The 23,311-nt window shown below is 63.7% G+C and carries 20 protein-coding genes; 11 read left to right on the top strand and 9 right to left on the bottom strand.

Going from position 1 to position 23,311, the window contains the following annotated elements:
- Positions 1–6: 6 nt before the first annotated feature.
- Both AC5ZG5_RS14090 and AC5ZG5_RS14085 read right to left on the bottom strand, forming a co-directional pair.
- The gene (locus AC5ZG5_RS14090) at positions 7–411 is read right to left on the bottom strand and encodes an Hsp20/alpha crystallin family protein (RefSeq protein ID WP_456642536.1); all 405 of its coding nucleotides are present in this window, start codon (positions 409–411) and stop codon (positions 7–9) included.
- Between the two features lie 314 nt (positions 412–725).
- On the bottom strand, positions 726–1,814 hold the full coding sequence (locus AC5ZG5_RS14085; RefSeq protein ID WP_456642537.1) for a mandelate racemase/muconate lactonizing enzyme family protein: 1,089 nt from the start codon (positions 1,812–1,814) through the stop codon (positions 726–728).
- Between the two features lie 189 nt (positions 1,815–2,003).
- On the opposite strand from AC5ZG5_RS14085, the gene AC5ZG5_RS14080 reads away from it, so the two are divergent.
- A complete protein-coding gene (locus AC5ZG5_RS14080; protein ID WP_456642538.1) occupies positions 2,004–3,062 on the top strand; it encodes a catalase family peroxidase in 1,059 nt (352 codons plus the stop codon).
- Positions 3,059–3,649: a cytochrome b gene (locus tag AC5ZG5_RS14075; RefSeq protein ID WP_456642539.1), complete on the top strand. Its 591-nt coding sequence runs from the start codon at positions 3,059–3,061 to the stop codon at positions 3,647–3,649. Before AC5ZG5_RS14080 ends, AC5ZG5_RS14075 begins: the two co-directional genes overlap by 4 nt.
- A 7-nt stretch (positions 3,650–3,656) precedes the next feature.
- On the opposite strand, the gene AC5ZG5_RS14070 is transcribed toward AC5ZG5_RS14075, so the two are convergent.
- Positions 3,657–4,493 (bottom strand): alpha/beta hydrolase, encoded by an 837-nt coding sequence (locus AC5ZG5_RS14070; RefSeq protein ID WP_456642540.1) that lies wholly within the window; start codon positions 4,491–4,493, stop codon positions 3,657–3,659.
- A 197-nt stretch (positions 4,494–4,690) separates the two neighbouring features.
- Between AC5ZG5_RS14070 and AC5ZG5_RS14065 the strand changes: the two genes are divergently transcribed.
- The 9 genes from AC5ZG5_RS14065 (at position 4,691) to AC5ZG5_RS14025 (ending at position 12,836) form a co-directional block, all read left to right on the top strand.
- On the top strand, positions 4,691–5,476 hold the full coding sequence (locus tag AC5ZG5_RS14065) for an alpha/beta hydrolase (RefSeq protein ID WP_456642541.1): 786 nt from the start codon (positions 4,691–4,693) through the stop codon (positions 5,474–5,476).
- Positions 5,477–5,605: 129 nt separating this feature from the next.
- Positions 5,606–7,252, top strand: a complete 1,647-nt coding sequence (gene mdcA, locus AC5ZG5_RS14060; protein ID WP_456642542.1) for a malonate decarboxylase subunit alpha — start codon at positions 5,606–5,608, stop codon at positions 7,250–7,252.
- A gap of 13 nt (positions 7,253–7,265) precedes the next feature.
- Positions 7,266–7,583: a malonate decarboxylase acyl carrier protein gene (mdcC, locus tag AC5ZG5_RS14055; RefSeq protein ID WP_130228133.1), complete on the top strand. Its 318-nt coding sequence runs from the start codon at positions 7,266–7,268 to the stop codon at positions 7,581–7,583.
- A complete protein-coding gene (locus AC5ZG5_RS14050; RefSeq protein ID WP_130228134.1) occupies positions 7,580–8,518 on the top strand; it encodes a biotin-independent malonate decarboxylase subunit beta in 939 nt (312 codons plus the stop codon). Before mdcC ends, AC5ZG5_RS14050 begins: the two co-directional genes overlap by 4 nt.
- Positions 8,505–9,227, top strand: coding sequence for a biotin-independent malonate decarboxylase subunit gamma (mdcE, locus tag AC5ZG5_RS14045; protein ID WP_456642543.1), 723 nt, complete (start codon positions 8,505–8,507; stop codon positions 9,225–9,227). Before AC5ZG5_RS14050 ends, mdcE begins: the two co-directional genes overlap by 14 nt.
- Positions 9,202–9,882 (top strand): malonate decarboxylase holo-[acyl-carrier-protein] synthase, encoded by a 681-nt coding sequence (gene mdcG / locus AC5ZG5_RS14040; protein ID WP_456642544.1) that lies wholly within the window; start codon positions 9,202–9,204, stop codon positions 9,880–9,882. Before mdcE ends, mdcG begins: the two co-directional genes overlap by 26 nt.
- The gene (gene mdcB, locus AC5ZG5_RS14035) at positions 9,879–10,766 is read left to right on the top strand and encodes a triphosphoribosyl-dephospho-CoA synthase MdcB (RefSeq protein WP_456642545.1); all 888 of its coding nucleotides are present in this window, start codon (positions 9,879–9,881) and stop codon (positions 10,764–10,766) included. Before mdcG ends, mdcB begins: the two co-directional genes overlap by 4 nt.
- Before the next feature lie 58 nt (positions 10,767–10,824).
- On the top strand, positions 10,825–11,766 hold the full coding sequence (locus AC5ZG5_RS14030; RefSeq protein ID WP_456642546.1) for an acyltransferase domain-containing protein: 942 nt from the start codon (positions 10,825–10,827) through the stop codon (positions 11,764–11,766).
- A gap of 167 nt (positions 11,767–11,933) precedes the next feature.
- Positions 11,934–12,836, top strand: coding sequence for an alpha/beta fold hydrolase (locus AC5ZG5_RS14025; RefSeq protein WP_028162705.1), 903 nt, complete (start codon positions 11,934–11,936; stop codon positions 12,834–12,836).
- 40 nt (positions 12,837–12,876) lie between these two features.
- Here AC5ZG5_RS14025 and AC5ZG5_RS14020 read toward each other — a convergent pair whose 3' ends face one another.
- From AC5ZG5_RS14020 to AC5ZG5_RS13995, 6 genes are all read right to left on the bottom strand, one after another.
- Positions 12,877–13,584 carry a hypothetical protein gene (locus AC5ZG5_RS14020; protein WP_456642547.1) on the bottom strand — a complete coding sequence of 236 codons (708 nt, stop codon included), beginning with the start codon at positions 13,582–13,584 and terminating at the stop codon, positions 12,877–12,879.
- 81 nt (positions 13,585–13,665) lie between these two features.
- Complete coding sequence (locus AC5ZG5_RS14015) at positions 13,666–16,509, bottom strand: ATP-binding protein (RefSeq protein ID WP_456642548.1); 2,844 nt, start codon at positions 16,507–16,509, stop codon at positions 13,666–13,668.
- Positions 16,510–16,848: 339 nt separating this feature from the next.
- The gene (locus AC5ZG5_RS14010) at positions 16,849–19,782 is read right to left on the bottom strand and encodes an ATP-binding protein (protein ID WP_456642549.1); all 2,934 of its coding nucleotides are present in this window, start codon (positions 19,780–19,782) and stop codon (positions 16,849–16,851) included.
- A 370-nt stretch (positions 19,783–20,152) separates the two neighbouring features.
- Positions 20,153–21,208: an AraC family transcriptional regulator gene (locus tag AC5ZG5_RS14005; protein ID WP_130228142.1), complete on the bottom strand. Its 1,056-nt coding sequence runs from the start codon at positions 21,206–21,208 to the stop codon at positions 20,153–20,155.
- Positions 21,209–21,585: 377 nt separating this feature from the next.
- Positions 21,586–22,287: a hypothetical protein gene (locus tag AC5ZG5_RS14000; protein WP_456642550.1), complete on the bottom strand. Its 702-nt coding sequence runs from the start codon at positions 22,285–22,287 to the stop codon at positions 21,586–21,588.
- Between the two features lie 292 nt (positions 22,288–22,579).
- Positions 22,580–23,302 (bottom strand): CBS domain-containing protein, encoded by a 723-nt coding sequence (locus tag AC5ZG5_RS13995; RefSeq protein WP_456642551.1) that lies wholly within the window; start codon positions 23,300–23,302, stop codon positions 22,580–22,582.
- Between the last annotated feature and the right edge of the window lie 9 nt (positions 23,303–23,311).

Below are 23,311 nucleotides of genomic sequence, written 5' to 3'. Positions count from 1 at the left end.
GAATTCTCACACGGCTTTCGACAGGCGCAACACGACGCATCCATTCGAGGCGGTCCGGCTCACGCCATAGCGTCCGGCCGGCAGGGCAATGCGGCGTTCGAACCCGCCTTGCGGCAGCTCGAGCCGGTGGATCAGCGCATCACGGAGCTCGGCGGGCAATATCCGGTGCCCCTTGATGATCAGCACGCCGTTCTCGATGATCGCCACCACGTGATCGGGATCGACGCCGGGCAGCGCCACGAAGATCAACAATTCCCGATCGGTCTCCAACACGTCGATCGGAGGCTCCCAATGGACCTCGCGCGTGCCGCCCGGCTGCAGGCTGAACAATCTTTGATGCAGCCGTTCGGCGCGCGCGAGCGATTCGATCGCTTCAGACAGCATCCAGTTGACCGGATCTTTTGTCGGCATTTGTCGTTCCGCCTCCGTTAGAATTCTCAGAGCTCGTCGTTTGCCTCAAACCTACCCCGAAAGCGCACGGCTTGCACAGGTACAATGGCAGCCGATCACCCTTGGTCTGCCGGAACCGTTGTCGGCTGCACTCAACAGCACTCTCGCCGTCGTCCCGGGTCAAGCCCGGGACGACGTGTGGAGAGTTCTGATTCAATTGTTTGATAGCGGGGATGATGGCCCAAATCACCCTGACATCATAGTCCCATCGTGGAGACATCCTCACACCAACCCTCTCCCGCAAGCGGGAGAGGGAGCGCAGTATCCATCGCGGCTCACGCGGCGAGGCGCTCCAACGCTGTCCAGTCGAAGTTGACGCCGTGGCCGGCGCGGGTCGGCGCCAGCGCCGTGCCTTCTTCGAGCACGAGCGGATGCTCGATATAGCGGTCGAGGCCAAAGCCGTGCGCCTCGAGATAGGAGCGGTTCGGACAGGCCGCGAGCAGGTGCACCGTGATGTCGTGCGCGCCGTGGCTGGTGACGGGAAGATTGAAGGCTTCGGCAAGTCTCGCGATTTTCATGAACGAGGTCACCCCGCCGCAATTGGTGACGTCAGGCTCCGGATAGGAGACCGCGCCATTGGCGATGTAATTCTTGAACTCCCAGAGCGTGCGCAAGTTCTCTCCCGCAGCGATCGGCACGCCGCCGGCGGCGAGGATCCGGGCATGGCCGGCGACGTCGTCGGGAATGATCGGCTCTTCGAGCCAGGTGAGATCAAATGGCTGCAGCGCCCGCGCGGCGCGGATGGCTTCCTCCACCGTCCATTTCATGTTGGCGTCGGCCATCAAGGGAAAGCCGTCGCCGAGATGCTTGCGCATCGCCTGCACGCGCGCGACGTCGGAACCGAGATCGGGCCGGCCCACCTTCATCTTGATGGCGCGAAAGCCCTTGCCCAGATTGTCGTCGGTCTGCTTCAGCAGTGCCTCGACCGACAGATCGAGGTCGATGCCGCCGGCATAACAGGGGACGCGCTGATCGAATCCGCCGAGCAGGCGCCAGAGCGGCAGTGCGGCGCGCCGCGCCTTCAGATCCCAAAGCGCGATGTCCAGCGCCGAAAGCGCGAGCACGGTGGGGCCGCCGCGCCCGCCATAATGCAGGCCCCACCAGACGTGGTGCCACAGCGCCTCGGTATCGTCGGTCTCGCGACCCTCGATCAGTTCGGGAACTTCACGCCGGAGAATGTCAGCAATGGCGCCCCCGTTGCGACCGACTGTGTAGGTGTAGCCCACGCCTTCGGCGCCGTCCGCATCGCGTAGGCGAACGGTGATGAGCTCGAATGCCTTGATTTCGCCATGCGTGCTGTCGGACAGCGTGACCGACAGCGGAATCCGGTAGAGTCCGGTCTCGATAGTCTTGATCCGTGCCATTGCGTTTCCACCTGTTTTTTCCGGCAGGTTAGGACGGGGGCGGCGGATGGACAATCCCCTCCGCCGCGCAGCGCGTTCCCGATGCCTGCCGTGCGATTTTGAAAGAGTCTTGGCAGGTTCGGGAAGACCGGCCGAAGCGCCGGAGCGATACTGAGGGTCACAGGATAGAATTATTATCGTGAGGTCCGAATGCCCGAGCCGCGTCCATCTCCCGCACGTTCGGTGCTGGGATCACTCGTGCTGATCGGCGTCGTCGTTGCCGGCAGCGCGGCCGCCTTCGCCTACACCGCCGGATGGCTTTCGCCGGAGCGACTGACGCCCTGGAAGATGTTGGAGGCGCTGGCGCCGCCAAGCGGCCCGGCGCTCGGCCACCGCCGCAATCACGCCAAGGGCATCTGCTTCACCGGCGTTTTCGAATCCAACGGCAATGGCGCGGCGATCTCACGCGCCTCGGTCCTTGCCGCAGGCCAGCATCCGGCGCTGGGACGCTTCAATCTGGGCACGCCCAATCCCGATGCCGCGGATGCGTCGGTCCGCGTGCGGGGCCTGGGACTGCGGATCATGCCGCCGAATGGTCAGGAATGGCGCATGGCGATGATCAATGCGCCGGTCTTTGCTGCCTCCACGCCGGAAGGTTTTCACGAACTCCTGGTCGCAGCGGGCAGCAAGGACCCCAACGCCATGAAGGTGTTTGCCGAAGCTCATCCGGAGTTTGCGCCGTTCGGCGCATGGGCCAAGTCTGCGCCCTGGACCGGCAGCTATGCCGAGGATCGCTTCAACGGCCTCAACAGCTTCATCTTCACCGACAGTTCCGGTGCCGATCACGCGGTGCGATGGTCATTGCTGCCACAGGCACAGGTGGTTCCGGTGACGCAGGATGATCTCAAGAAGCTTGATCCTGACTTCCTTGAACAGGAGATCACGGAGCGCGTCCGCAGTGGCCCGCAACGTTGGACCATGACGGTGACCGTCGCCAACCCCGGTGATCCCACCGCGGATCCGACCAAGGTCTGGCCGGAGGATCGTCGCACCATCGAGGTCGGCACGCTGGTCGTGTCGCGGATCGAGGCCGAGGCTGATGGTCCTTGCCGCGATATCAACTTCGATCCCACCGTGCTGCCGCCGGGCATACGCACGTCGGACGACCCTTTCCCGGCGGCCCGCTCATCGGTCTACGCCAAGTCGTACGATCTCCGCACCGCGGAGGCCAAGGATTATCCACGAACCGTAACGGGCCCGAAGCCATGAACGCTATCCGTCATCACTTCTCCCCACTTCAGCGCCTGCTGCATTGGGTCATGGCCGTCTGCATCCTGACGATGCTGTTCATCGGCGTCGGCATGGTATCCACGGTCATGCCGAAATACGTGCCGCTGGTCTCGATCCACAAGACGCTCGGCAGTGTCATCCTGGTGCTGGCGCTGATCCGCCTGGTCACGCGCTTCTATTACGGCGCGCCGCCGCTGCCGGCCGATCTGCCCGAGCCGATGAAGCTCGCCGCGGAACTGTCGCATTACGCGCTCTATGCACTGATGATCGGCATGCCGCTGCTCGGCTGGGCCATGCTGTCGGCATCGGCCTATCCTGTTGAGCTGTACGGCGGCATTTATCTCCCAGCGATCCTGCCGCAGAGCGACAGCCTCCGTACGCTGTTGTGGAACGCGCATTTCTATCTGGCCTTCGCATTCTTTGCGCTGATCCTGATGCACGTCGCCGCCGCGCTGTTCCACGCGCTGGTCCGGCATGATGGCGTGTTCGAGGCGATGGCGCCGGTGCCGATCCACGACGAAGCCACGCAGGCCGAGAACCGCAGCGAGCTGGCTGCACGGCCTTAGAGCGGGATCAGCGATGCTCGCTGATCCAGCGGGCAACGAGATCGACGATGCGCGTTTCGATTCCGTAATAGCCGTGCGGCGACAAGGATCCGCAAGCGTGCCGCGACCGGTTAATTCCTCCGCTGACGAATCGGACCTGGACCTCGGGGGAATGGCCCATCGCCGCAGCGATGCGCGGCGCGTCGCCGGGCGGCGCGACGTTGCACCGGTCGCTCCTGTTAGCAACGATGAGAAGCGGCACGCGCACGTTCTCCGGCTTCGCGCTGAAAACGGTTTCGCCGCTCTTGCCGACCCTGGACACGGATTCCGTGAGAATCAGACCCGAAACGCTTCCCTGCGGCGCGTGGGTGGCGCCATTCACCGCTGCGATCGCGCCCTGGCTCGTGCCGAGCAGGAACACGGGAACGCCAGCCTGCGATCGCGCGAACTCGGCGAGTTCGACAATGATCCCGCCATACTCCGGAGAGCTGCGATCGCCCCGGAGATTGGCGTGGTTGATCGTATCGGGAATGACCACGGCATATCCGCGCTGCACCCACAGCTCGCGCGAACGGACGACAAAATTGTCGCCATGCCTGATATCACCATTGCTTTCGATGTCGATATTTCCGGCGCCGCCCGGCAGCATCACGATCGCGGCAAGCGGCTTGGGCGGTGATATATACAGCAGGCGTTGACGTAGGCCGCCGTGTAATCGCAGCTCGACGACGAGCGGCGGTGCTGCTTCGCTCGCGGCCTGATCCCGACGGAATTCCTGCGTCGAGCCGATCGATGGCAACAGCATCTCGACGGCGGCTGCTGCCGCAACCAGGCCGAGAACTCGAGTGAACTTGTGTCTACGCATGTTGATGAACCATATGAGGGCGCGTCCGGCCATTTCGGGAAGCGCTTACAATAGTTGCGCTCCGCGGCCAGCGTGAGTGGATTATGGAGCCGATATCACTCGGCGGCGTGCAAAGTCGAAAACGCCTTTCGTTGCAGAAATACGCGAGACGGTTCCCGCCTCTATGTTTTGCGCGACGCAACCTGGAGTCTTCGGACATGAAGCACGTCAAAGCCTGCCTGGCCTTCGCGGCCGCTCTTTCGCTTGTTTCGACAGTTGTCCCTGCGCGCGCCGATCCGCTCAAGAACATCGTTCTGGTGCACGGGGCCTGGGTGGATGCGTCGGGCTGGAAGCCCGTGTATGAAATCCTCACCAAGGAGGGATTCCATGTCACCATGGTGCAGGAGCCGGAAACTTCATTCGCCGACGACGTGACGGCGGCGAAACGAATCCTCGATTTGCAGGACGGTCCGACGCTGCTCGTCGGCCACAGCTATGGCGGTTCGATCATCACGGAGGCGGGCGTTCATCCAAACGTGGTCGGTCTCGTCTATGTCGCCGCGCATGCGCCTGATGTCGGCGAAGATGAGGGCGAACTTGGCAAGAAGATGCCGAGCGTGCTGGCCAAGAGCGAAGGCGCGATCAAGAAGACGCCAGATCAATACACCTATCTGAACCCTGCCGATTTTCCCAAGCTCTTCGCGCCCGATCTGCCGCGCGAGCAGGCGGAGTTCGAGTCGCGCTCCCAGGTCCTGGCTGCGGCCCAGATCTTCTGCACGCTGCTGACCGCGGCTGCCTGGAAGACCAAACCGAGCTGGGGCATCGTCGCCGAGAGCGACAAGATCATCAATCCTGATCTCGAGCGCTGGTACTACGCGCGGGCGAAGAGCCACACGACCGAGATCAAGGGCGCCAGCCACTCCGTCTACGAATCCCATCCGAAGGAAGTGGCGGCCGTAATCACCGAAGCTGCTCGCAACGCTGAAAAGTTGGCAGCCCGCTGACAAGACGGTTGCGAATGACGCATGGGCTCCGGCGGGACAGGGTTTTGACGCATGCCCGCCGGAGCGCCTCACTGATCCAGTCGGATCCGAAGCATATCGTTTCAAATGCCGGATCCAGGAGCATGGCGAATGAAGAATTGGCAACAAGGCCGGCAAGCGCGCGATGCCCGTATCGAAGCGGGCGCGAAACTGGCGAAGGGCAAGATCGTCGCAGCGAGTGATGCCACCCGCCTGATGGAAGCGGTGATCCGGCCGTGCGACCGGGTGTGCCTGGAGGGCGACAACCAGAAGCAGGCGGATCTTTTGTGCCGCGCGCTGCTTGCCGTCGACCTCGCCAAGGTGAATGGCCTGCATATGGTGCAGTCCGGCATCGTGCTGCCGGAACATCTGGACCTGTTCGACCGCGGTGTCGCAAAGAGGCTCGACTATGCCTATTCCGGACCGCAGGCGGCGCGCATCGCGCGCATGCTGTTCGGCGGCAAGATCGAGCTCGGCGCCGTTCATACCTATCTCGAATTGTTCGCGCGCTACTTCATCGACCTCACGCCGCAGGTTGCGCTGATCGCGGCCGTCAGCGCCGACCATGACGGAAACCTCTATACCGGGCCGAACACCGAGGACACGCCGACGGTGGTCGAGGCGACGGCCTTCAAGAATGGCGTCGTCATCGCCCAGGTCAACGAGATCGTCGACAAGGTGCCGCGCGTCGATATCCCGGCGGACCGGGTGCAGTTCGTGGTCGAGGCCGACAAGCCGTTCTTCGTCGAGCCGTTGTTCACGCGCGATCCCGGCGCCATTACCGAAGGGCAGATCCTGACAGCGATGTTGGCGATCAAGGCCATCTACGCGCCCTACGGCGTGCGGCGGCTGAACCACGGCATCGGCTTCTCCACAGCCGCGATCGAATTGTTGCTGCCGACCTATGGCGAGCGGCTGGGCTTGAAGGGCAAGGTCGCAAGCCATTTCGCGCTCAATCCTCATCCGGCGCTGATCCCCGCGATTGAATCGGGCTGGGTCGAGCAGATCCATTGTTTCGGCTCCGAGGTCGGCATGGACGACTATATCCGCGCACGCTCCGACGTCTTCTTCACCGGGCCTGACGGCTCGCTGCGCTCCAACCGCGCCTTCTGCCAGACCGCCGGCCTCTATGCCTGCGACATGTTCATCGGCTCGACGCTGCAGATCGACCTGCAGGGCAATTCATCGACGGTGACCACCTCGCGTATTGCGGGCTTCGGCGGTGCGCCGAATATGGGCGCCGATGCCCGCGGGCGGCGCCATCCGAGCACGCCATGGCTGCAGGCCGGCCGCGAGGCCGATCCCGACGGCTCGGCGCTGCTGCGCCGTGGCCGCAAGCTGGTGGTGCAGATCGGCGAGACCTTTGGCGAAAAGAACGTGCCGCTGTTGGTCGAGAAGCTGGACGCGCTCGCGCTCGCCGAGAAGCTCAAGCTCGAGCTCGCCCCGGTGATGATCTATGGCGACGACGTCACCCACGTCGTGACGGAGGAAGGCGTTGCCAACCTGCTGCTGTGCCGGGATGAGAACGAACGCGAACAGGCGATCCGCGGCGTCGCCGGCTATACCGATGTCGGCCGCAGAAGGGACAGGAAAATGGTGCAGCACTTGCGCGAGCGCGGCGTGATCCGCCGGCCGGAGGATCTCGGCATCGATCCGCTCGACGCCGACAGGAGCATGCTGGCGGCGCGCTCGATCAAGGATCTCGTGCGGTGGTCGGGCGGGCTCTACGCGCCGCCCTCGCAATTCCGCAACTGGTGAGGGGATAGCCGCGATGGAAGATTTGAGCTTTCACCATCAAGCCCGCGCTCGTGCCGGCGGGACCAGGCAAATGGCGATCATCGGTGTTGTAGCTTCCGGAAATCTGGAAGTGCTCGCCGAACGCGTGCTGCCTGAAACGGAATGCCGACTGGAGATCAAGACCGCGGCGGAAGGCTTTGGCGAGGTGTGGAACGCCGTGGTCGCCGACTTCGTCGAGCGCTACTCGCCGGGCGGGCTCAAGTTCTCCATCAATGACGGCGGCGCGCGGCCGGACACCGTGTCGCTGCGTCTCGCCCAGGCTGTCCGGCTGATGGCGGAGAACGAGCAATGAGCGTCGCGGATCTGGAAAAGCCGTCGCTGGAGCAGGCGAGGGCGACGAGCTTCTACGAGGCCTCGGCGCGGGCACGGATCCGGCTGCTGATCGATCCCGGAAGCTTTGTCGAATTCATCGGCCCCGAACGGCGCGAGGTCAGCCCGCATCTGAAACTGTTCGACCTTCCGGAGCAGTTCGACGACGGCATCATCATCGGCCGCGGGCGACTTGCGGAATCGCCGGTCTTCGTCGCCGCGCAGGAAGGCCGCTTCATGGGCGGCGCTTTCGGCGAGGTCCACGGCGCCAAGCTGACGGGATTGCTGCGTGCGGCGAAGGAGCTCAAGTCGATCCCGGTAGTGATCCTGTTCGACACCGGCGGCGTCCGCCTGCAGGAAGCGAATGCGGGCGAGCTTGCCATTGCCGAGATCATGCGCGCGGTGATCGAGGCGCGGACCGCCGGCGTAAAGGTGATCGGGCTGATCGGTGGCCGCTCGGGATGTTATGGCGGCGGCGGACTGATCGCGGGCTGCTGTTCGGCGCTGGCAGTGTCCGAGCAGGGACGTATCGCCGTCTCCGGTCCCGAGGTCATCGAGACCAATCGCGGCGTCGAAGAGTTCGACTCGCGCGACCGTGCCCTGGTCTGGCGCACGATGGGCGGCAAGCACCGGCGGCTGATCGGCGGCGCCGAACTCTTCACCGACGACACGGTGCAAGCCTTCCGTGAGGCTGCCCTCGAATTGCTTGAGACCACCGCGGGCTTCGGCATCGATACGTTAAATGCCGAACAGTCCCGCCTCGAAGATCGATTGCAGCGCTTTGGCACCTGCCGGGATGCGGTCGAGATCTGGGCGGCGGAGGGTGTTGCCGACGCTGCGTCCGTTCCAGCGCTGCCGGCCGATCAGTTCATCGAACTTGCCGACAAGGTCCGGAGGATTGCCCGTGACGCTCGATAGGATTCTCGCCTCGATGTTTCCCGACGGCCACGACGTCAAGAATGACGGTGGCGTTCTGCTCGGGTCCGGCACGCTGCGATCCGGCGACCGCGCGCTGGTCATCGGAGTCGCTGATCGAACCGCGCTTGGTGTCGACGAGGCGATCAGGCTCTCGGGCGCCGTTCTTGGCGCGATCAAGCGCGGAAGCGGTCCGATCCTGGTCATCGTCGACAGTGACAGCCAGCGCATGAGCAAGCGCGACGAGCTTCTGGGACTGAACGAGTTCCTGGCTCATCTCGCCAAGTCGCTCATCCACGCCGATATCCAGGGGCGGCCCACGATCGGGCTGCTGTACGGCCATTCGGCGGCCGGCGCTTTCCTCGCAACCGCGCTGGCGACCCGCGTGCTGGTGGGATTGCCGGGCGCGGACCCGGCGGTAATGGACCTGCCGTCGATGTCCAAGGTGACGAAATTGCCGATCGAGGTGCTCGAGGAGAAAGCCAAGTCCACGCCGGTGTTCGCTCCCGGCCTGCAAAATCTGCTTCAGCTCGGCGCGGTGCATGTCATCTGGGACGACGAGGTCTCGCTGGCCGATCAATTGGAAAAACTGCTGCGCAACATGGGCGATGCGCGCGACCGACGCGATGCACTCGGCAAGGAGCGCGGCGGCCGTATGAAGGCCGCTGAGATCGCGGAGCGCGTGCGTGAGCTTGCCATGCAAACCCGCTGAGGGACCGATGAGGCGCCATGATCTGATCTTCGTCCGCCCCGAGAGCTGGTGTGCGGCGCTTGCGATGCGGAGCGATCTGGCGCCCGATCCGCTGGTCGCACGATGGGTCGCGAACGGTTGGCCGTTGATCGGGCGGCGTGCCACGCCTTGCGAGCAGCACGGCGTGGCGGCGGGCCTGCCATTGCCGCCCTTTGCCGGCAAGCGGCGGCTTTCCTTCCTGCTGCAGACCGAAGACGTGATATCGATCGCGCCCCCACCCTCGTTAGGAGCGGCGGCTCGGTTGGCGCCGCCGACGTGGCGGCCGACGCTTGAACGTCTCGATGAACTCGCTTCGCGTCATTCGGTGGAAGCAAGGGTGTTCGGCGGCTTGGCCTGGCGCGTGTTGACCGGACTGGATTATCTGACCGATCGCTCCGACCTCGATCTGCTGCTGCGCATTGATCGTGACACGGATGTTGCCGCTCTTGTCACCGGCATGGCCGAGATCGAGGCGCCGGCGCCGATGCGGCTCGATGGCGAACTGGTGCGCGACGACGGCGCCGCCGTGAACTGGCGGGAGCTGCATGCCGGCGCGGACCAGGTGCTGGTCAAGACCATCGGCGGCGTCGCCTTGCTCGATACGAATCTCTTCCTCGCCGGGGAGATGCTGTCATGACGCCGGCTCTGGCATGGAGCGCGCAGCACCGCGCGCCTCGTCCACAGGTGATGGCGCCATGCGCGCCCGATGCGGCGGCGATCGCGGCAAGCGCCGTCGATTGCCTGCTGCTGGAAGTGGAGACATGGCCGAAGCCCGGCCTTGTGAGCCATGTCGATCGTGGCAGTCACGAGGATATGGACGCCGAGACGCTGCGCGTCAGTGCCAAAACCATCGGCCCGTATTTTGCCGCGTTGGCGGAAGCAGGTGCCGGCGGCTGGGCGATGGAGCGGCTGAGAATCATCGGACTCGAGGCCGAGGCGGCGATGTTTGCTGCGACCTCAGGCATCAACACCCATCGCGGCGCCATCTTCGGCCTCGGCCTGTTGTGCGCGGCGGCCGGCGCAAGGAGCAGCGGGCAGGTCGATCCGGTTTTGTCGCTCGGAGCAACCGTGACGCGACTGTGGGGCGGCAGCATCCTCGGCGGGCCTGTGCTGCTCCACAGCCATGGCATGAAAGCCCGTCGTCGCTTCGGTGCCGGTGGCGCGCGCGTCGAAGCGGCCAAGGGATTTCCCAGCGTCTACCACGTCGGCCTCCCGGCCTTGCACAGGGGAGCTCTCGTCGCTGCCGACGCGGAGGCAGCGCGGGTCGAAGCATGCTTTGCGCTGATCGCCGCGGTCGAGGACACCAACCTGCTGCATCGCGGCGGGCTGGACGGCCTCTTGTTTGCGCGCCGTGTGGCGCGGCAATTTCTCGGCCGGGGCGGCGTAGGTGCGCCCGATTGGCAGGAGCGCGCCCGCGCCATCCACGATAGCTTCGTCGTCCGCCGGCTCAGCCCCGGCGGATCGGCCGATCTATTGGCCATGACCCTGTTCGTCGACGCCCACGAAAGGTCGTGTCCCTGATGTCCAATGCGATCCTGCTTGCGCTGGCGCTGGTGTTCTTCGTGATGCTGGGCTGGCCATGACTCTCGCAATCCTCTGCTCGGGGCAGGGACGGCAGCACCGCGACATGTTCGCCCTGACCGGCGATGCGCCGGAGGCGGCCAGCCTGTTTGCCCATGCGGCGATGCTGCTCGGCGGCCGTGATCCGCGCGAGATCGTCCGCAGCGAGAGCGCTGAAGTGCTGCACCACAATCGCATCGGCCAGATCCTCTGCACGCTGCAGGCGCTGGCCGCAGCTTCCGTGCTGCGCGCCCAAATGCCCGATCGCCTCATCGTTGCCGGCTACAGCGTTGGCGAGGTCGCGGCCTGGGGCGTCGCAGGCCTTACGAGCATGACGGATACGCTCGACCTGGTGGCCTGCCGCGCAGAAGCGATGGACGCTGCCACGCTGCCCGGTGACGGAATGGTCTTCGTTCGCGGCCTTCCCCGCGATGCCATCGACACCTTGTGCGAGCGGCACGATGCCGCCGTCGCCATCGTCAACCCGGGCGACGCCTTCATTCTCGGCGGAAGCCGCGCAGCGTTGAAAGCGCTCGCCGATGACGCGAAAGCGATGAAGGCGGCCAGGGTCGTCGACGTACCGGTGGAAGTTGCCTCCCACACCCCGCGGCTTGCCAAGGCATCGACGGAATTCCGCGACCGACTAAGCCATGCTGCCGTGATGGTACTGCCAACCGGAACGCGGCTTCTGAGCGGGATCGACGCTGCGCCCGTCATCGATGTCAAAACCGGTCTCGACAAGCTGGCGGTCCAGATCTCGCAGACGGTGCAATGGGCCGATTGCCTGCAGGCGTGCATGGAGAGCGAAGCGACGGTGTTTCTGGAACTCGGGCCAGGCCGGGCGCTGAGCGAGATGGTGGCTGGCGCCTATCATGACGTCGCGACCCGATCTCTGGACGATTTCCGCACGCTGGACGGCATTCGCGCTTGGCTGACCACCCGTCTGGGTATTCGGTTCTGATTCAATCGGAACCGAATATTTTCGGTCGCCGACGCGCGGCTTCTCACGCAAAGATTATCGTCATGCCGGCATTACGACGGTTCGTCGTTGGTAGCGAACATTCGATGAGGCTTTTACATGACGTATATAATTGCAAACTGACACCCGCGCATGAGGAGATCCGGCAAATGACGATTCCTGCGGCCGAGACGTTTGGTGCAACCTGGCCCTTTGCGCCGCACTATTTTGACGGGAACGGCTTTCGTATGCATTATATCGACGAGGGCGACGGCGATCCCATCATTTGTCTGCATGGTGAGCCGACCTGGGGCTATCTATATCGACACTTTATTCCGCCGCTTTCTGCGACGCACAGGGTCATCGTTCCCGATCATATGGGCTTCGGCAAAAGCGAGACTCCTCGCGATCGCGAGTATTCGCTGAAAGCCCATGTCGACAACCTTACGAACCTCATCGAAGCGATCGATCTGAGGAACATCACCCTGGTCATGCAGGATTGGGGCGGGCCGATCGGTTCGGCCTTCACGCTGCGACACCCCGACCGCGTCAAGCGCCTGTTCCTCCTCAACACATTGGCGGGCTATGGCAACGCGGAGTTCGACGCGCAGACGCCCTGGTTTCAGTTTGTCCGCAAGCATTACGAAGCCGGCACGCTTGGCGAGGTGTTGGGACATCTGGACGTCAACATTCTCAGCATCATGAAGATCATTGGTCTTGAGAATCTGTCGGCAGTGAATTCCGATTGGCTCGCGGCCTATGGTTCGGCCTTTCCTGCAAGGGAGGACTGTATCGGAGCGATCGAGTTCCCGCTCGATGTGCTGCTCGGTCGGATTATCCCATACGTCGTTGAAGGTTTTCCTCTCGTCGACAATCTGAAGTCAAAGCCAGCAATGCTCGCCGTCGGTATGAAGGACAGAGCTATCTCGCCGGCGGTCCAAATCGCCGACTTCAGGGGAATATGGCCGGACCGGCCCATCATCAAGCTGCCCAATGCCGGCCACTTCAGCCAGGAGGATGCGCCCGATGTTCTCGTCGCACTGATTCAGCTCTTTGTTCAGGGCAAGGAGTAATCGCACACGCGACGCGACGGTCGACACCGCTCGCTGGCTGCTACTCGAACGACGCGTCGAAGATCTCGATGTCGATCAGAGCGGGCTTGGTAACCAGCGTGCCACCGGGCTGACGCGACAGGCAGCGGCGGAGCGTGGGAATAACGATGTCGTTGAACTTCTGATGCGCCCAGGTCAGGTGTGCGATTGGGGTGCCCACGGCCTCGTAGTCCAATCGCCGTTGCAGCCCATCGCTATCGAAGTAGAAGATCTGCTCCCGCGAATGCGTAACGATGGTCGGTGGAAACAGCGCGCGGAGACGCCGCCAGATCTGGCCGCCGGTGTTCCAGGGGGGCAGCTCTTCGGTCTCAATTTCAGGTTGCGCCAGCAGAAAGGGGGTCGTCAGACAGTTCCAGAGCGAGAGGCCGCAAAAATAGGCCAGGCGCAGATCGTCCCACGGCATTTCCTCGTGGTGATCCGAAAATGCTGTCTGCGGGTCGCCACAAGAACGCAGGATCTCGCCTTGCAGACTCTGGATGGCGACCCAGTCGGGCTGAAACAAGCCGCATCTGTCGGGAGCGGTGAAGCCGGTGAATTGCAGCGTCTGGACCTCGGTCGAACCTTCCATGACCATGTCCTTGAGCCGCCCTGCATTGCCGATGCGGGAGAACAGCGCGCCATCGATGGAAAGGTGGACGGTGAATCTCTTCAACCGACGCCATCGTTCCAACCCACCGCAGGCATCGAGCGCGTCATCAAGCAATGCCATTCGCAAATCCCGTCTTCGACCAGCCCCAAAATCGTACAGGGAGCATGGCCCAGCGCGGGCGAATTTGCGCGTTAGATGTTGTTAGATACCCGGAGTCAGCTCATCGAGCAGTAATTTTACGGACCTGAGATCGGCGCTGTCGAGGCCTTCACTGTACCGTGCATAGAGCGGAGCGATCAGTGCATGTGCCTTTGCTGCATCGCCCTGTTCACGCCAGAGCCGTCCCAAGGTCGCGGCCGCCCGCAATTCCCATCCGAGCGCGCCTTGCTCGCGGGACAACGTGAGCGACTGCATCAGACAGGTTTCGGCCTCGTAAGGACGGGCCGAGGAAGCCAGGATGTATCCCTTGACGCGCAGCATCTCCGGCAGGTCGAACGACTGCCCGGCGCTGTCGCGCTGCGCGATCGCCTCATCGATGATGCCGAGCGCCTCCTCGTATTGCCGCACCTGCACCAGGCCTTCGGCGAGCGCTGCCGCGAACACCGTGCTCAGGATCTTGTGCCGGGTCTGCCGCAATGTTCCGGCGCCCTGGCGCAGCAGTTCGATGCCGATCTTGGCTTCTCCGCGGCGGATCAACAGTTCGCCCTTCAGTCCCAGTCCCACGGCCTGATAGGGCCCGAGAAAATGCCTGGCCGCATGATTGATGAGACGTTCGATCAGCTTGTCGGCGTCCTCCCAATCGCCGACCCAGAGAAACACGTAGATCGACCATATCAGGCCGATGCCGATGGTGAGCGGCTGCTCTGTGCGCTCGGCCTCGCTGATCGCATATCTCGCCGCCGCGATGGCGCGGTCGGGACGTCCCGTCAGCCAGAGGCTTCGCGCAAGGGCTACCAGCGCAACGATCCGGTCATCATATCCGAGCCGCTGCATGTTGATCTGCAGGCGAGACGGATCATGGGTCGTGGCGCTCTCGCATTGCAAGACGGCATCGTTCTGATTCCCGATCAGGTGGTTGGCGACTCCGAGCATCCACTCCGCGGTACGGATGGCACCGGCATCGTTCAATGTCCTGGCAACCACCGCGCCGCGCTCGCCCATCGCCAGCGCGCCATGATAATCGCCGATCCGGGTCAGATAGATATGAAGCTCTCGCAGCAGCCATAGCTGCCAGTGCAGGTCGTTGTGGGACTCTGCCAGTTGCAGGCTGCGGGTGAGGGCCGCATGGACTTCTTCGGTGTTGCCTTGCGTGAACATCAAGGACACGCCAAGCGCGGCCTGAAGCTCCATCTCCTGACGCGGGTCGGCAATTTGCGGATCAAACCCCGCCAGCGCCTGTCGCGCCCAGCGATGGCATTCCGTCAGCAGCGAAAGCTGCAGGAAGAATTGGGCGGCCGCCGCGGCAAGCCCGATCCCGATCGCGCGCTCGCCCTGGTCGGAGAAGCTCCAATCCAACGCCGCGCGCACATTGGCAAGATGATCCGCATAGGGAGTGAAGCTGTCGCCCGTCGAGAATGCTGCTGCTCTCGCCGCGATGCCCGCAAGGAGATCGCGGAAATAGATCGCATGGTTGCGCGATATCCTTGTGGCTTCGCCGCCTTCCGCAAGCTTCTCTGCGGCGAAGGCGCGCATGGTGTCGAGCAGCCGATAGCGCACCGGCTGAGCCGTAGACGGCAGCGAGATCAGCGACTTTGCCACCAGGTTTGCGATCGCCTCAACCGCCTCGGCTTCGTCGGTCCCATCCTCGGAGGCTACCGCGAGGGCGGCTTCCAGCGTGAAGGTGCCGGCGAACACCGACAGCCTGCGCAGAGTGACGCTTTCGATGGGAGTCAATAGATCGTAGCTCCAGCCGAGCGCCGCGCTCAGCGTCTGATGCCTGGGCGCTGCGGTGCGTCGGCCCTGCCACAACAGCGAGAAGCGACTGTTCAGCAGCGTGGCGATGCCCTGGATTCCATAGGCGTTGACGCGACCGGCGGCGAGCTCGATCGCCAGCGCAATGCCATCGAGCTTGCGGCAGATTTCCGCCACCAGCGGCGCTTCGCCATCGCCAAGCTCGAACCCCCCGAGGCTCGCGGCGATGCGTTCGACAAACAATTGCGCCGCGGGATAGGCCAGCACGTCGGGAGCGGTGATGGCAGCGCGCTCCGGCGGGCAATCCAGCGGAAACAGCCGATGCACCTGCTCGCCTTCGGCGCGCAACGATTCACGGCTGGTTGCCAGGATGGAAACCTCAGGCGCCTCGCGGATGATGCTTTCCGCGAGCATCGCCAGGCTTTCCAAGAGATGCTCACAACTGTCGAAGATCAACAGCATCCGCTTCTCGCGCAGAAACGCCAGCATGCTGGGCACCGGATTGTCGGAGGAGACCGAAAGCCCCAATGCCGATGCCAGCGCGCTCGGCGCCAGGCGCTTGTCCCGCAGCGAGCCGAAGTCGACGAACCTGACCATTCCGGCAAAAGCGCCGAGCTGACGGTGCCCCACCGCCAGGGCAACGGTGGTCTTGCCGATGCCGCCCGGTCCGACCACCGTGACCAGGCGGTGGCGGGCGAGCTCGGCGGCAATCGTCTCGACTGTTTCGGTGCGCCCGATCATCCTGGCAATTTGCGCCGGAAGGGGAGGGCTGCCGGCCGGCGTTGCGGCAGGCTTCGTATCCGCGCGCACGATCGGCGCGGTGAAGCAATAGCCGCGACCAGGAACGTTCACGACATATCTCGCGCCGGACGCGCTGTCGCCGAGCACCTTGCGCAGCGCGCTGACGTGGAAGCGGAGGCTGCCCTCGTCGACGTTCACATCGGCCCACACCCGGGACACCAATTCCCGCTTGCCGACGACCTCGCCAGCGCGTTCGGCGAGGAAGATCAGGATGTCGAGCGCGCGGCCGCCGATATGAACGGGATTGCCGTCCTTTTCGAGCAGTCGCGCTTTCGGCAGCAGTCGGAACGGCCCGAATGCCAGTGCAGATTCGTCGCTATTGTCGCCCTGCACGCGGTACCTGCCTGCTGCGAGAGCCGTCTTTGGCCCAACTATGATTTGTGCCCGGATTAGGGCACCAGTTCGGACGGGATCCGCTCACGGGACAATGCATGGGGAGAGAAGGGGGCCGTCCCGGGGATGGGGCGGGGGATAGGACGGCCCCCGTGGGCTCGTTGCCTTGGGAAGGGCGCTGCGAGCCGATGGCGCAAGCTGGTGGCCTTGAATGCTTACGCCACGTACCATGCCGGATGGGATGGCTCGGGTCTTTCGGATCTGCACCTTCATTTCGAGTTCGCATGATCGCGGTTGCCGGATAGACGCAGATCGGCCCAGGCGGATGCGTTCGGTGCCTTACCCCCGAACCGCCAGTCTTGCGTCCGTCGATGAATCAGGGTGCTGCGAGCCGAGCTCATCCAATAGCGCCCTTGCCGCCTTCAGCGCGCGGCTGTTGAACCCCTCGGTAAAGCGGGCATAGGTCGGCGCGAGGAGCCGCCGCGCCTCGCCAGCGCGATCCTGCCCGAGCCAGAGTTTTGCGAGGCAGGTCGCCGCAACCAGCTCCATGGCGAGCGCTGATTGACGGCGGGCCATGTCAATCGATTCCTTCAGGCAGCGCTCTGCCTGCACCGCATCGGGGCTCCTTGCGGAGAGCAGAACTTCCGCCTTTGCGCGCAGCAGCTCGGGCATGCAGAACATATCCTTGTTGTGCCCGACGCGGGCGATTGCCAGATCGATCGTCTCCAGCGCCTCCTTTTCCTGCCCGATGGTGGCGAGCGCCTGCGCCAGTGCGATGCGGAAATCCGCGAGCGAGCCATATCGATGGCTGTGCATGACTTCGAGCGCGCCCCGCAGCAGCGCAATCCCGGTCTCGACCTGGCCCTGCGCCACCAGGACGACGCCTTTTGTTCCGTAGCCAATCGTCTGGTACGGCCCGAGCGCGTGCTTGCTCGCCTCCAGGATAAGTCTGTCGGCGTATTCTTCGTAGCTCTCCGTCTCCGAGTTCCAGACAAAGATCGAGAATGCCCAAAGCATCGCCATGCAGAGCTTGGCAGGATGACCGATACGCATCGTGTCGGCGATGGCCCGCCGCGCCGTGTCGACCGCCTGATCGGGATATCCCTGAAGCCACAGGATGCGAGCCAGCGTGATTCGTGCGCGACTGAGGTAGTCGTAGTTCAGGGGATCATCGACATCAGGTTCCGAGCCCGGCAATTGCAACAACGCCGACTCCACATAAGACCGGGCCAGCCGCGCGTCTCCGGCAAGATGGCAGGAGACGCCGAGCGCGATCCGCATATGCGCAAGTTTAATGCGGTCGCCGTGATCGGACGCGACGGCTTCGCCGCGCTTGGCGAGCGCCAGCGCTTCCGTGAAATTTCCTGCCCTCATCTGGAATACGTGAACCCGCTCGATCAGGCGAAGCTGGCTGGGAACGTCGCCGATCTCTTCGGCTATTCGAAGCGCTCGCGTCAGAAAAGCGTGGACGTCGTCGGTGGTCCCCTTCGTGAGCAACAGCGCCAGGCCCAGGGCGGCGTGAAGGTCGAGGTCGTATTTCAGGCTGTGATTTGCCACGTCAAGCTGTGCGATCGCGCGCTTGGCCCAGAGCTGGCACTCGGCGAACAGGGACAGTTTGAGGAAAAACGGCATGGCCGCTGCGGCCAGCGCGACGCCCGTTGCGCGGTCGCCGCGTTCGGAGAAGCACCAGGTCAGCGCCGCGCGTATGTTTCCGAACTGGTCTGCGATCGCCGCAAATCGGTTCGCTTCCGATGATGGGGCCGAGCCGCTACCGACCTCTTGCAGCAGATGCAGGAAATAGCGGGCATGCCGCCGCGCCGTCGCATCGGCATCCATGCTGGCGGCAAGCCGTTCCAGGGCATAGGCCCGTGCCGTGTCGAGCAATCTGTATCGCGTTGATGTGCCGCTCGCGCTTGCCGCAAGCATGGATTTCGCCACCAGGCTCGCAACGGCCGCGATCACCTGCCCGTCGTCGGCGTCCTCTGCGCCAGCAACCGAGCGCGCGGCTTCCAAGGTGAAGCTGCCGGCGAACACGGCCGCTCGCCGCAGCACCATGCGCTCGGGCTCCGACAGCAATTTGTAACTCCAGTCGAGCGTCGCGCGCAGGGTCTGATGCCGTGGCAGCACGGCATGCTGTCCCTCACCCAGGAGCTTGAATGCGTCGTTCAAGAGCGCGACCGTGTCCTTGATATTGGAGGCACTGGCGCGGCTGGCGGCGAGCTCGATCGCCAGTGCGATGCCATCCAGCCTGCGGCAGATCTCGCCAACCAGGCGCGCGTCCGCGTCGCTCAGCTCGATGAGATGCCCGCCGCTCGCAGCCGCGCGCTCCACAAATAGCTGGACTGCGGGAAAGGCAAGTGCCTGTGCGGCCGTCAGGCCGGCGTCATCAGGCGGGCTCAAGAGCGGCTGTAGACGGTGAACATGCTCGCCCTCGACCCGCAGCGACTCCCGGCTGGTGGCCAGGATATGGAGCTGCGGCGCCTCCGCATAGAGCCGCTCGGCCAGCGCGGCCGATGTCTCGATCACATGCTCGCAACAATCCAGTATCAGCAGCATCCGCCTGTCGCGGAGCAGGTTCACCAGACTGTCCGATGGATCACCAGCCTGGCCGAGGAGGCCGAGCGCCGAGGCGACGACATTTGGAACGAGTGCGGAATCATGGAGTGTCCCAAAGTCGAGGAAGCGGACCGCACCGGCGAACGCTTCGAGCAATTCATGGCCGACGGAGACCGCCACCGTGGTCTTGCCGACGCCGCCGGGGCCGACGACGGTGACGAAACGCTCGCTCCTCAATTTGGCCGATATGTCGCGGACGGTCTGGTCGCGTCCCACCATCCGCATCGGCCGCGCCGGCAGATTGTGGGGCGGTTCGGAGCTCGGCCCGATCGAGGACTGCTCCTGATTATTCGGATGCGAAAGCCGTCCGACGAAACAGTAGCCCTGCCCCGAAACGGTGGTCAGGTATCTCGCGCCGGCCTCGCCGTCGCCGAGCGCTTTCCGAAGGCCCGCGATCTGCACCCTGAGGCTGCCTTCATCGACGATGATGTCGGGCCACACCTTGGCCAAGAGGTCATTCTTGCTGACCACCGTGCCGGCACGCTCGACCAGGGCGATCAAAAGATCAAGCGCCCGGCCGCCGAGCTGAATCGGAGTGCCGTCCTTCTCCAGCGTTCTTTGCCCTGCATGCAGCCGAAACGGACCGAAGCAAACGGTCTCCGGCGCGGCCGAATCCCGACCGGCCTCGCGGACGGCGCGTTGCGTGCGGTCGCCCATGTTCGGGACCTCAATCAAGCAGGTGGCCGACGCTCTCCGTCCTTCACCGCATCAGCTTGATGCGCACCGGAGCAACACGTCGCGGTGCCCGTCCGAACTCCAAATGACCTGAGATCGTCGAGGGACCAATCCAGCGCATCATATTGCTTTCCGAACGCCTAGCAACCTTAGCCAAAGGTGTTACAGGATAGCCAAAGGTGTTACCCGACAGCGCTGCGTCCGACAGATCGAAATAGGAATAATATCGCGCCGCGCGGCAAAAGCATGCGCGCGCGAGCTGCCACGGCGATGATGCCGATTTTCAATCGAGTGATTGCAAGTGACTATGGGGCGGCCGGTGTCGCAATTTGCGACACGGCCTCAGGTGCTGTCACAGCGAGGCGTGACCGCCGGCGGCAATGAGATGATCCGCGCGCCATACTTCAGCCCGTGGCCGGCCGAACGGGATCTTGGTCCGGACGCTCTGGTCGATCGGCGAGGGCGATGCGCTTCGGCTGGCGGTTCGCCAGCGCGCCGGCGTTTCCCCGGTGATGCGCTTGAAGACAGTCGAGAAATGCGCCTGGGTGCAGAAGCCCACTGCCAATGCGACCTCGGCCAGGGGCGTCTCGCCGTCGGAGAGGATCGATTTCGCGCGCTCGACGCGCCGGTGCAGCAGATATTCGCGCGGGCGGAAACCTGTCGCTGCCCGGAACTGGGCCGCAAAATGCATGCGGGACAGGCCGGCGGCCTTGGCCAGATCGGCAAGACTGACGCTGCGATGATAGTTTGCGTTGACGTACTCCTCGACCCGCCTGAGCCGCCATTTCGGCAGCGCGTTGACCTTGCTCCGCGGCGTCTCGAGTCGGGCGATATGCATGGCCAGCGTTTGACCAATGCAGCGGGTGAAAGCCGGGTCCCTGGCATTGCCGCGCTCGATCAGCGCCCTGCCGAGCTGCTCGGCAAAGGAGTCCCGCAGCAGGATGAGGTCGCCGAGATCCTCGCCGGTCGCACAGGGCTCGGCCGCGGCGCGGTGCCCGTGAAGATAGTCGGCCGAGACATGGAAGTGCAGGAAGTCGTAGGGGGCGTGAAACTGCGCACCAAGCTGGGTCGAAGGCGCCGTGACGTGCAGCGTGCCCGCCGGCATGACCCCGTCGAAAATGATCTGCCGCCCCCGTGTCAGGGTGAGGCGCGTGCTCTTCAGGGCGATCGCCACCACATATCGACCGGGCGGCGTTGCCGCCTCCTCGTATCGGGAGCCGGTTTGCGAACCCGCCCAGCGCGAAATCGCGATCTCCCCGATCGCAGCCGCATCATCCTCTTTCAGGTCGCGCCACTTGTGCTCCTGGCGGAGCCCTTCGGCATCAGGATGGACGTGGTGCGATTCCGAGCCGATCGGGAGGCTGACGTGAGGGTGGCTCAGCCTCTCGTTGATAGCCTGCGTAAGCATCGCTCATCCTTTCTAGTTTCGGTCGGCATCGCCTGCGACCGAGGAACTCTGCGAATGCAACAGTTGCAATGCTGAAGAGCATATGCCCTTCGCGCTATGATGCCCGTTATAGATGCTTAGCGGGTGTTAGATATTGCAAATGGCGGCAGCGTGCTCGCCTCCGCGTCGAGGCGAATTTGCTTTAGTTCTGAGAGAGTTGGCCGCGGATAAAGCCGTGAGAGAAGTCGTTAGTATGCCCGTTCTATACCTTCGTATAGCTTTCGGGTTATCCGCCTCAACGCATGGGCCGCCAGAAAATTTGCTTCGCTTCTGAAGAAAAAATATCCGACCATATTGTAGGGATTGTCAGGCATCCCTTGCGATACCGCCGCTTGGCGTCACATCGACAATAGCGTGGTCGTCGTCATCTGTGTCTTGCGCATCCAGGCGATCGGCAAGGTGAATTGAAGCGAGCTGGAAATGCGCGATGTGACCTGATCCTGCAACTTCAATAAATCGGCCGCGCTTCCGTCGAAGCGATCCGCCCACAACTGCTCGCCGTTTTCAGCGTCGACCAGCCGCGCATTGATGCGAAGCTGGTCGGCGGAGCGAAGCACCGAACCGAGCAGCAGGTAGCGGACATTCAGCTCCTGACCGATCCGTTTGGGATCGATCCTCTGGTTTCTGTCTGTCAGTGCCGAGCCGCCGGTGATGACGACAAGAGCCGGGATGTTGACGGATAAGTCCGTCGTCAGGTTCGCGACGACGGCGTCGCCGAAATAATCCTGCGCCGGATCGCCGCTGAGATTCTCGAAGGGCAGCACGGCAATGGAGAGGCGCGGCGCCGGCATCACCACTTGCCTGCGGCTGATCCAGTCGTTGAGCGCCTTGTAGGTCGTCCAATAGCCGGTCAGGCCGCCCAATACGGTGCCCACCGCGGCGAGCCCGGCTATTCCCGTGACGATGCGCCTTGTGCGTTGATGCCAACGCGGCGCAAAGCGCCATATATGCGCGATACCCAGCGCTCGCTCCGACGAGATGTTCGAGCTGCCGGCCGTTGTTGTTGTCTCGCGGTCAAATGCTCGCCCATCGTTGAGCATGGCGATAGTCCGATCCTGAACGAATTTCCGTGCGGCGATTGTATTGAAGCCGCACCCATATCTACACGAAGGGTACGTCAGCCGATAAGGCCTCGCCAGAATGCGCAAGAACTTTTCGTTCGATCCGGAATGTCGGCCGTACTTTTTCGATATGCGCTTGCCGTCGATCCCGGACGATCGATCCTGCAGCGCCCCCGTTGCGTGCATTTCCGAAAGAGATCGGCCGCTTTCGGAAGATCGCTTCAGGAGGCGTAGTTAGAAATCATGGAATCGGCAGCGCTCCCGGGGCGGTTCACCTCGCCGCACTGACGTCTTCCGGCGGCTCCACGTAGTACCCCGAATAAGTATCCACGAAGCAGAGGTGATCGTGGACCGCTTTAACGCCGGCGGTGTTCTCGGCGAGAACGATGGCCGCCTTGCGCGTGCTGTCGTCGAAGATGACGCCATGGAGATGAACGACGCCGTTGCGCACGGTGACCTGGAAGCCGGCGGGCCGCCAATCGGTGCCCTGAATCTGACGCAGGATACGATCGCGGATATGCTGGTCGTCAGCGGTCGGGTCGGGGATTTCTTTGGCAAGGCTCGCGACCGCCTGAAGGATGTTGGCGCGCGTGATGATGCCGACGAGCATCTTGCCGCTCATCACCGGCAGGCGCTTCACGCGCGTCTTTTCCATGATGCGCACGAGCTCGTCCAAGGGCGTCTGCTCGTCCACCGTGATCGGATCCGGCGTCATGACGTCTTCGACGTGACGCCCGCGTTCATGCACGAAATCGATCGCCGCGCGGCCGGGCCCGGCGAAGAACTGCAGCCAACCTGCGCGTCGGCGTTCGGTGCCGATCTCGCCGCGGCGAAGGAAGTCGCTCTCGGAGACGATGCCCTTGAGCATACCATCCTCGCCCATCACCGGCAGGCCGCTCAGGCGACAGCGCAGCATGATATTGGCGGCATCCATGATGGATGCATGAGGGCTGACGGTGATGACGTCCCTGGTCATGATCTGGTGGGCGCGCATGGCATCTGT

The sequence above is a fragment of the Bradyrhizobium sp. Ses1 genome (assembly GCF_059512365.1).
Note: the sequence above shows the minus strand (reverse complement) of the source record. Positions and strands in the feature narration are given on the sequence as shown.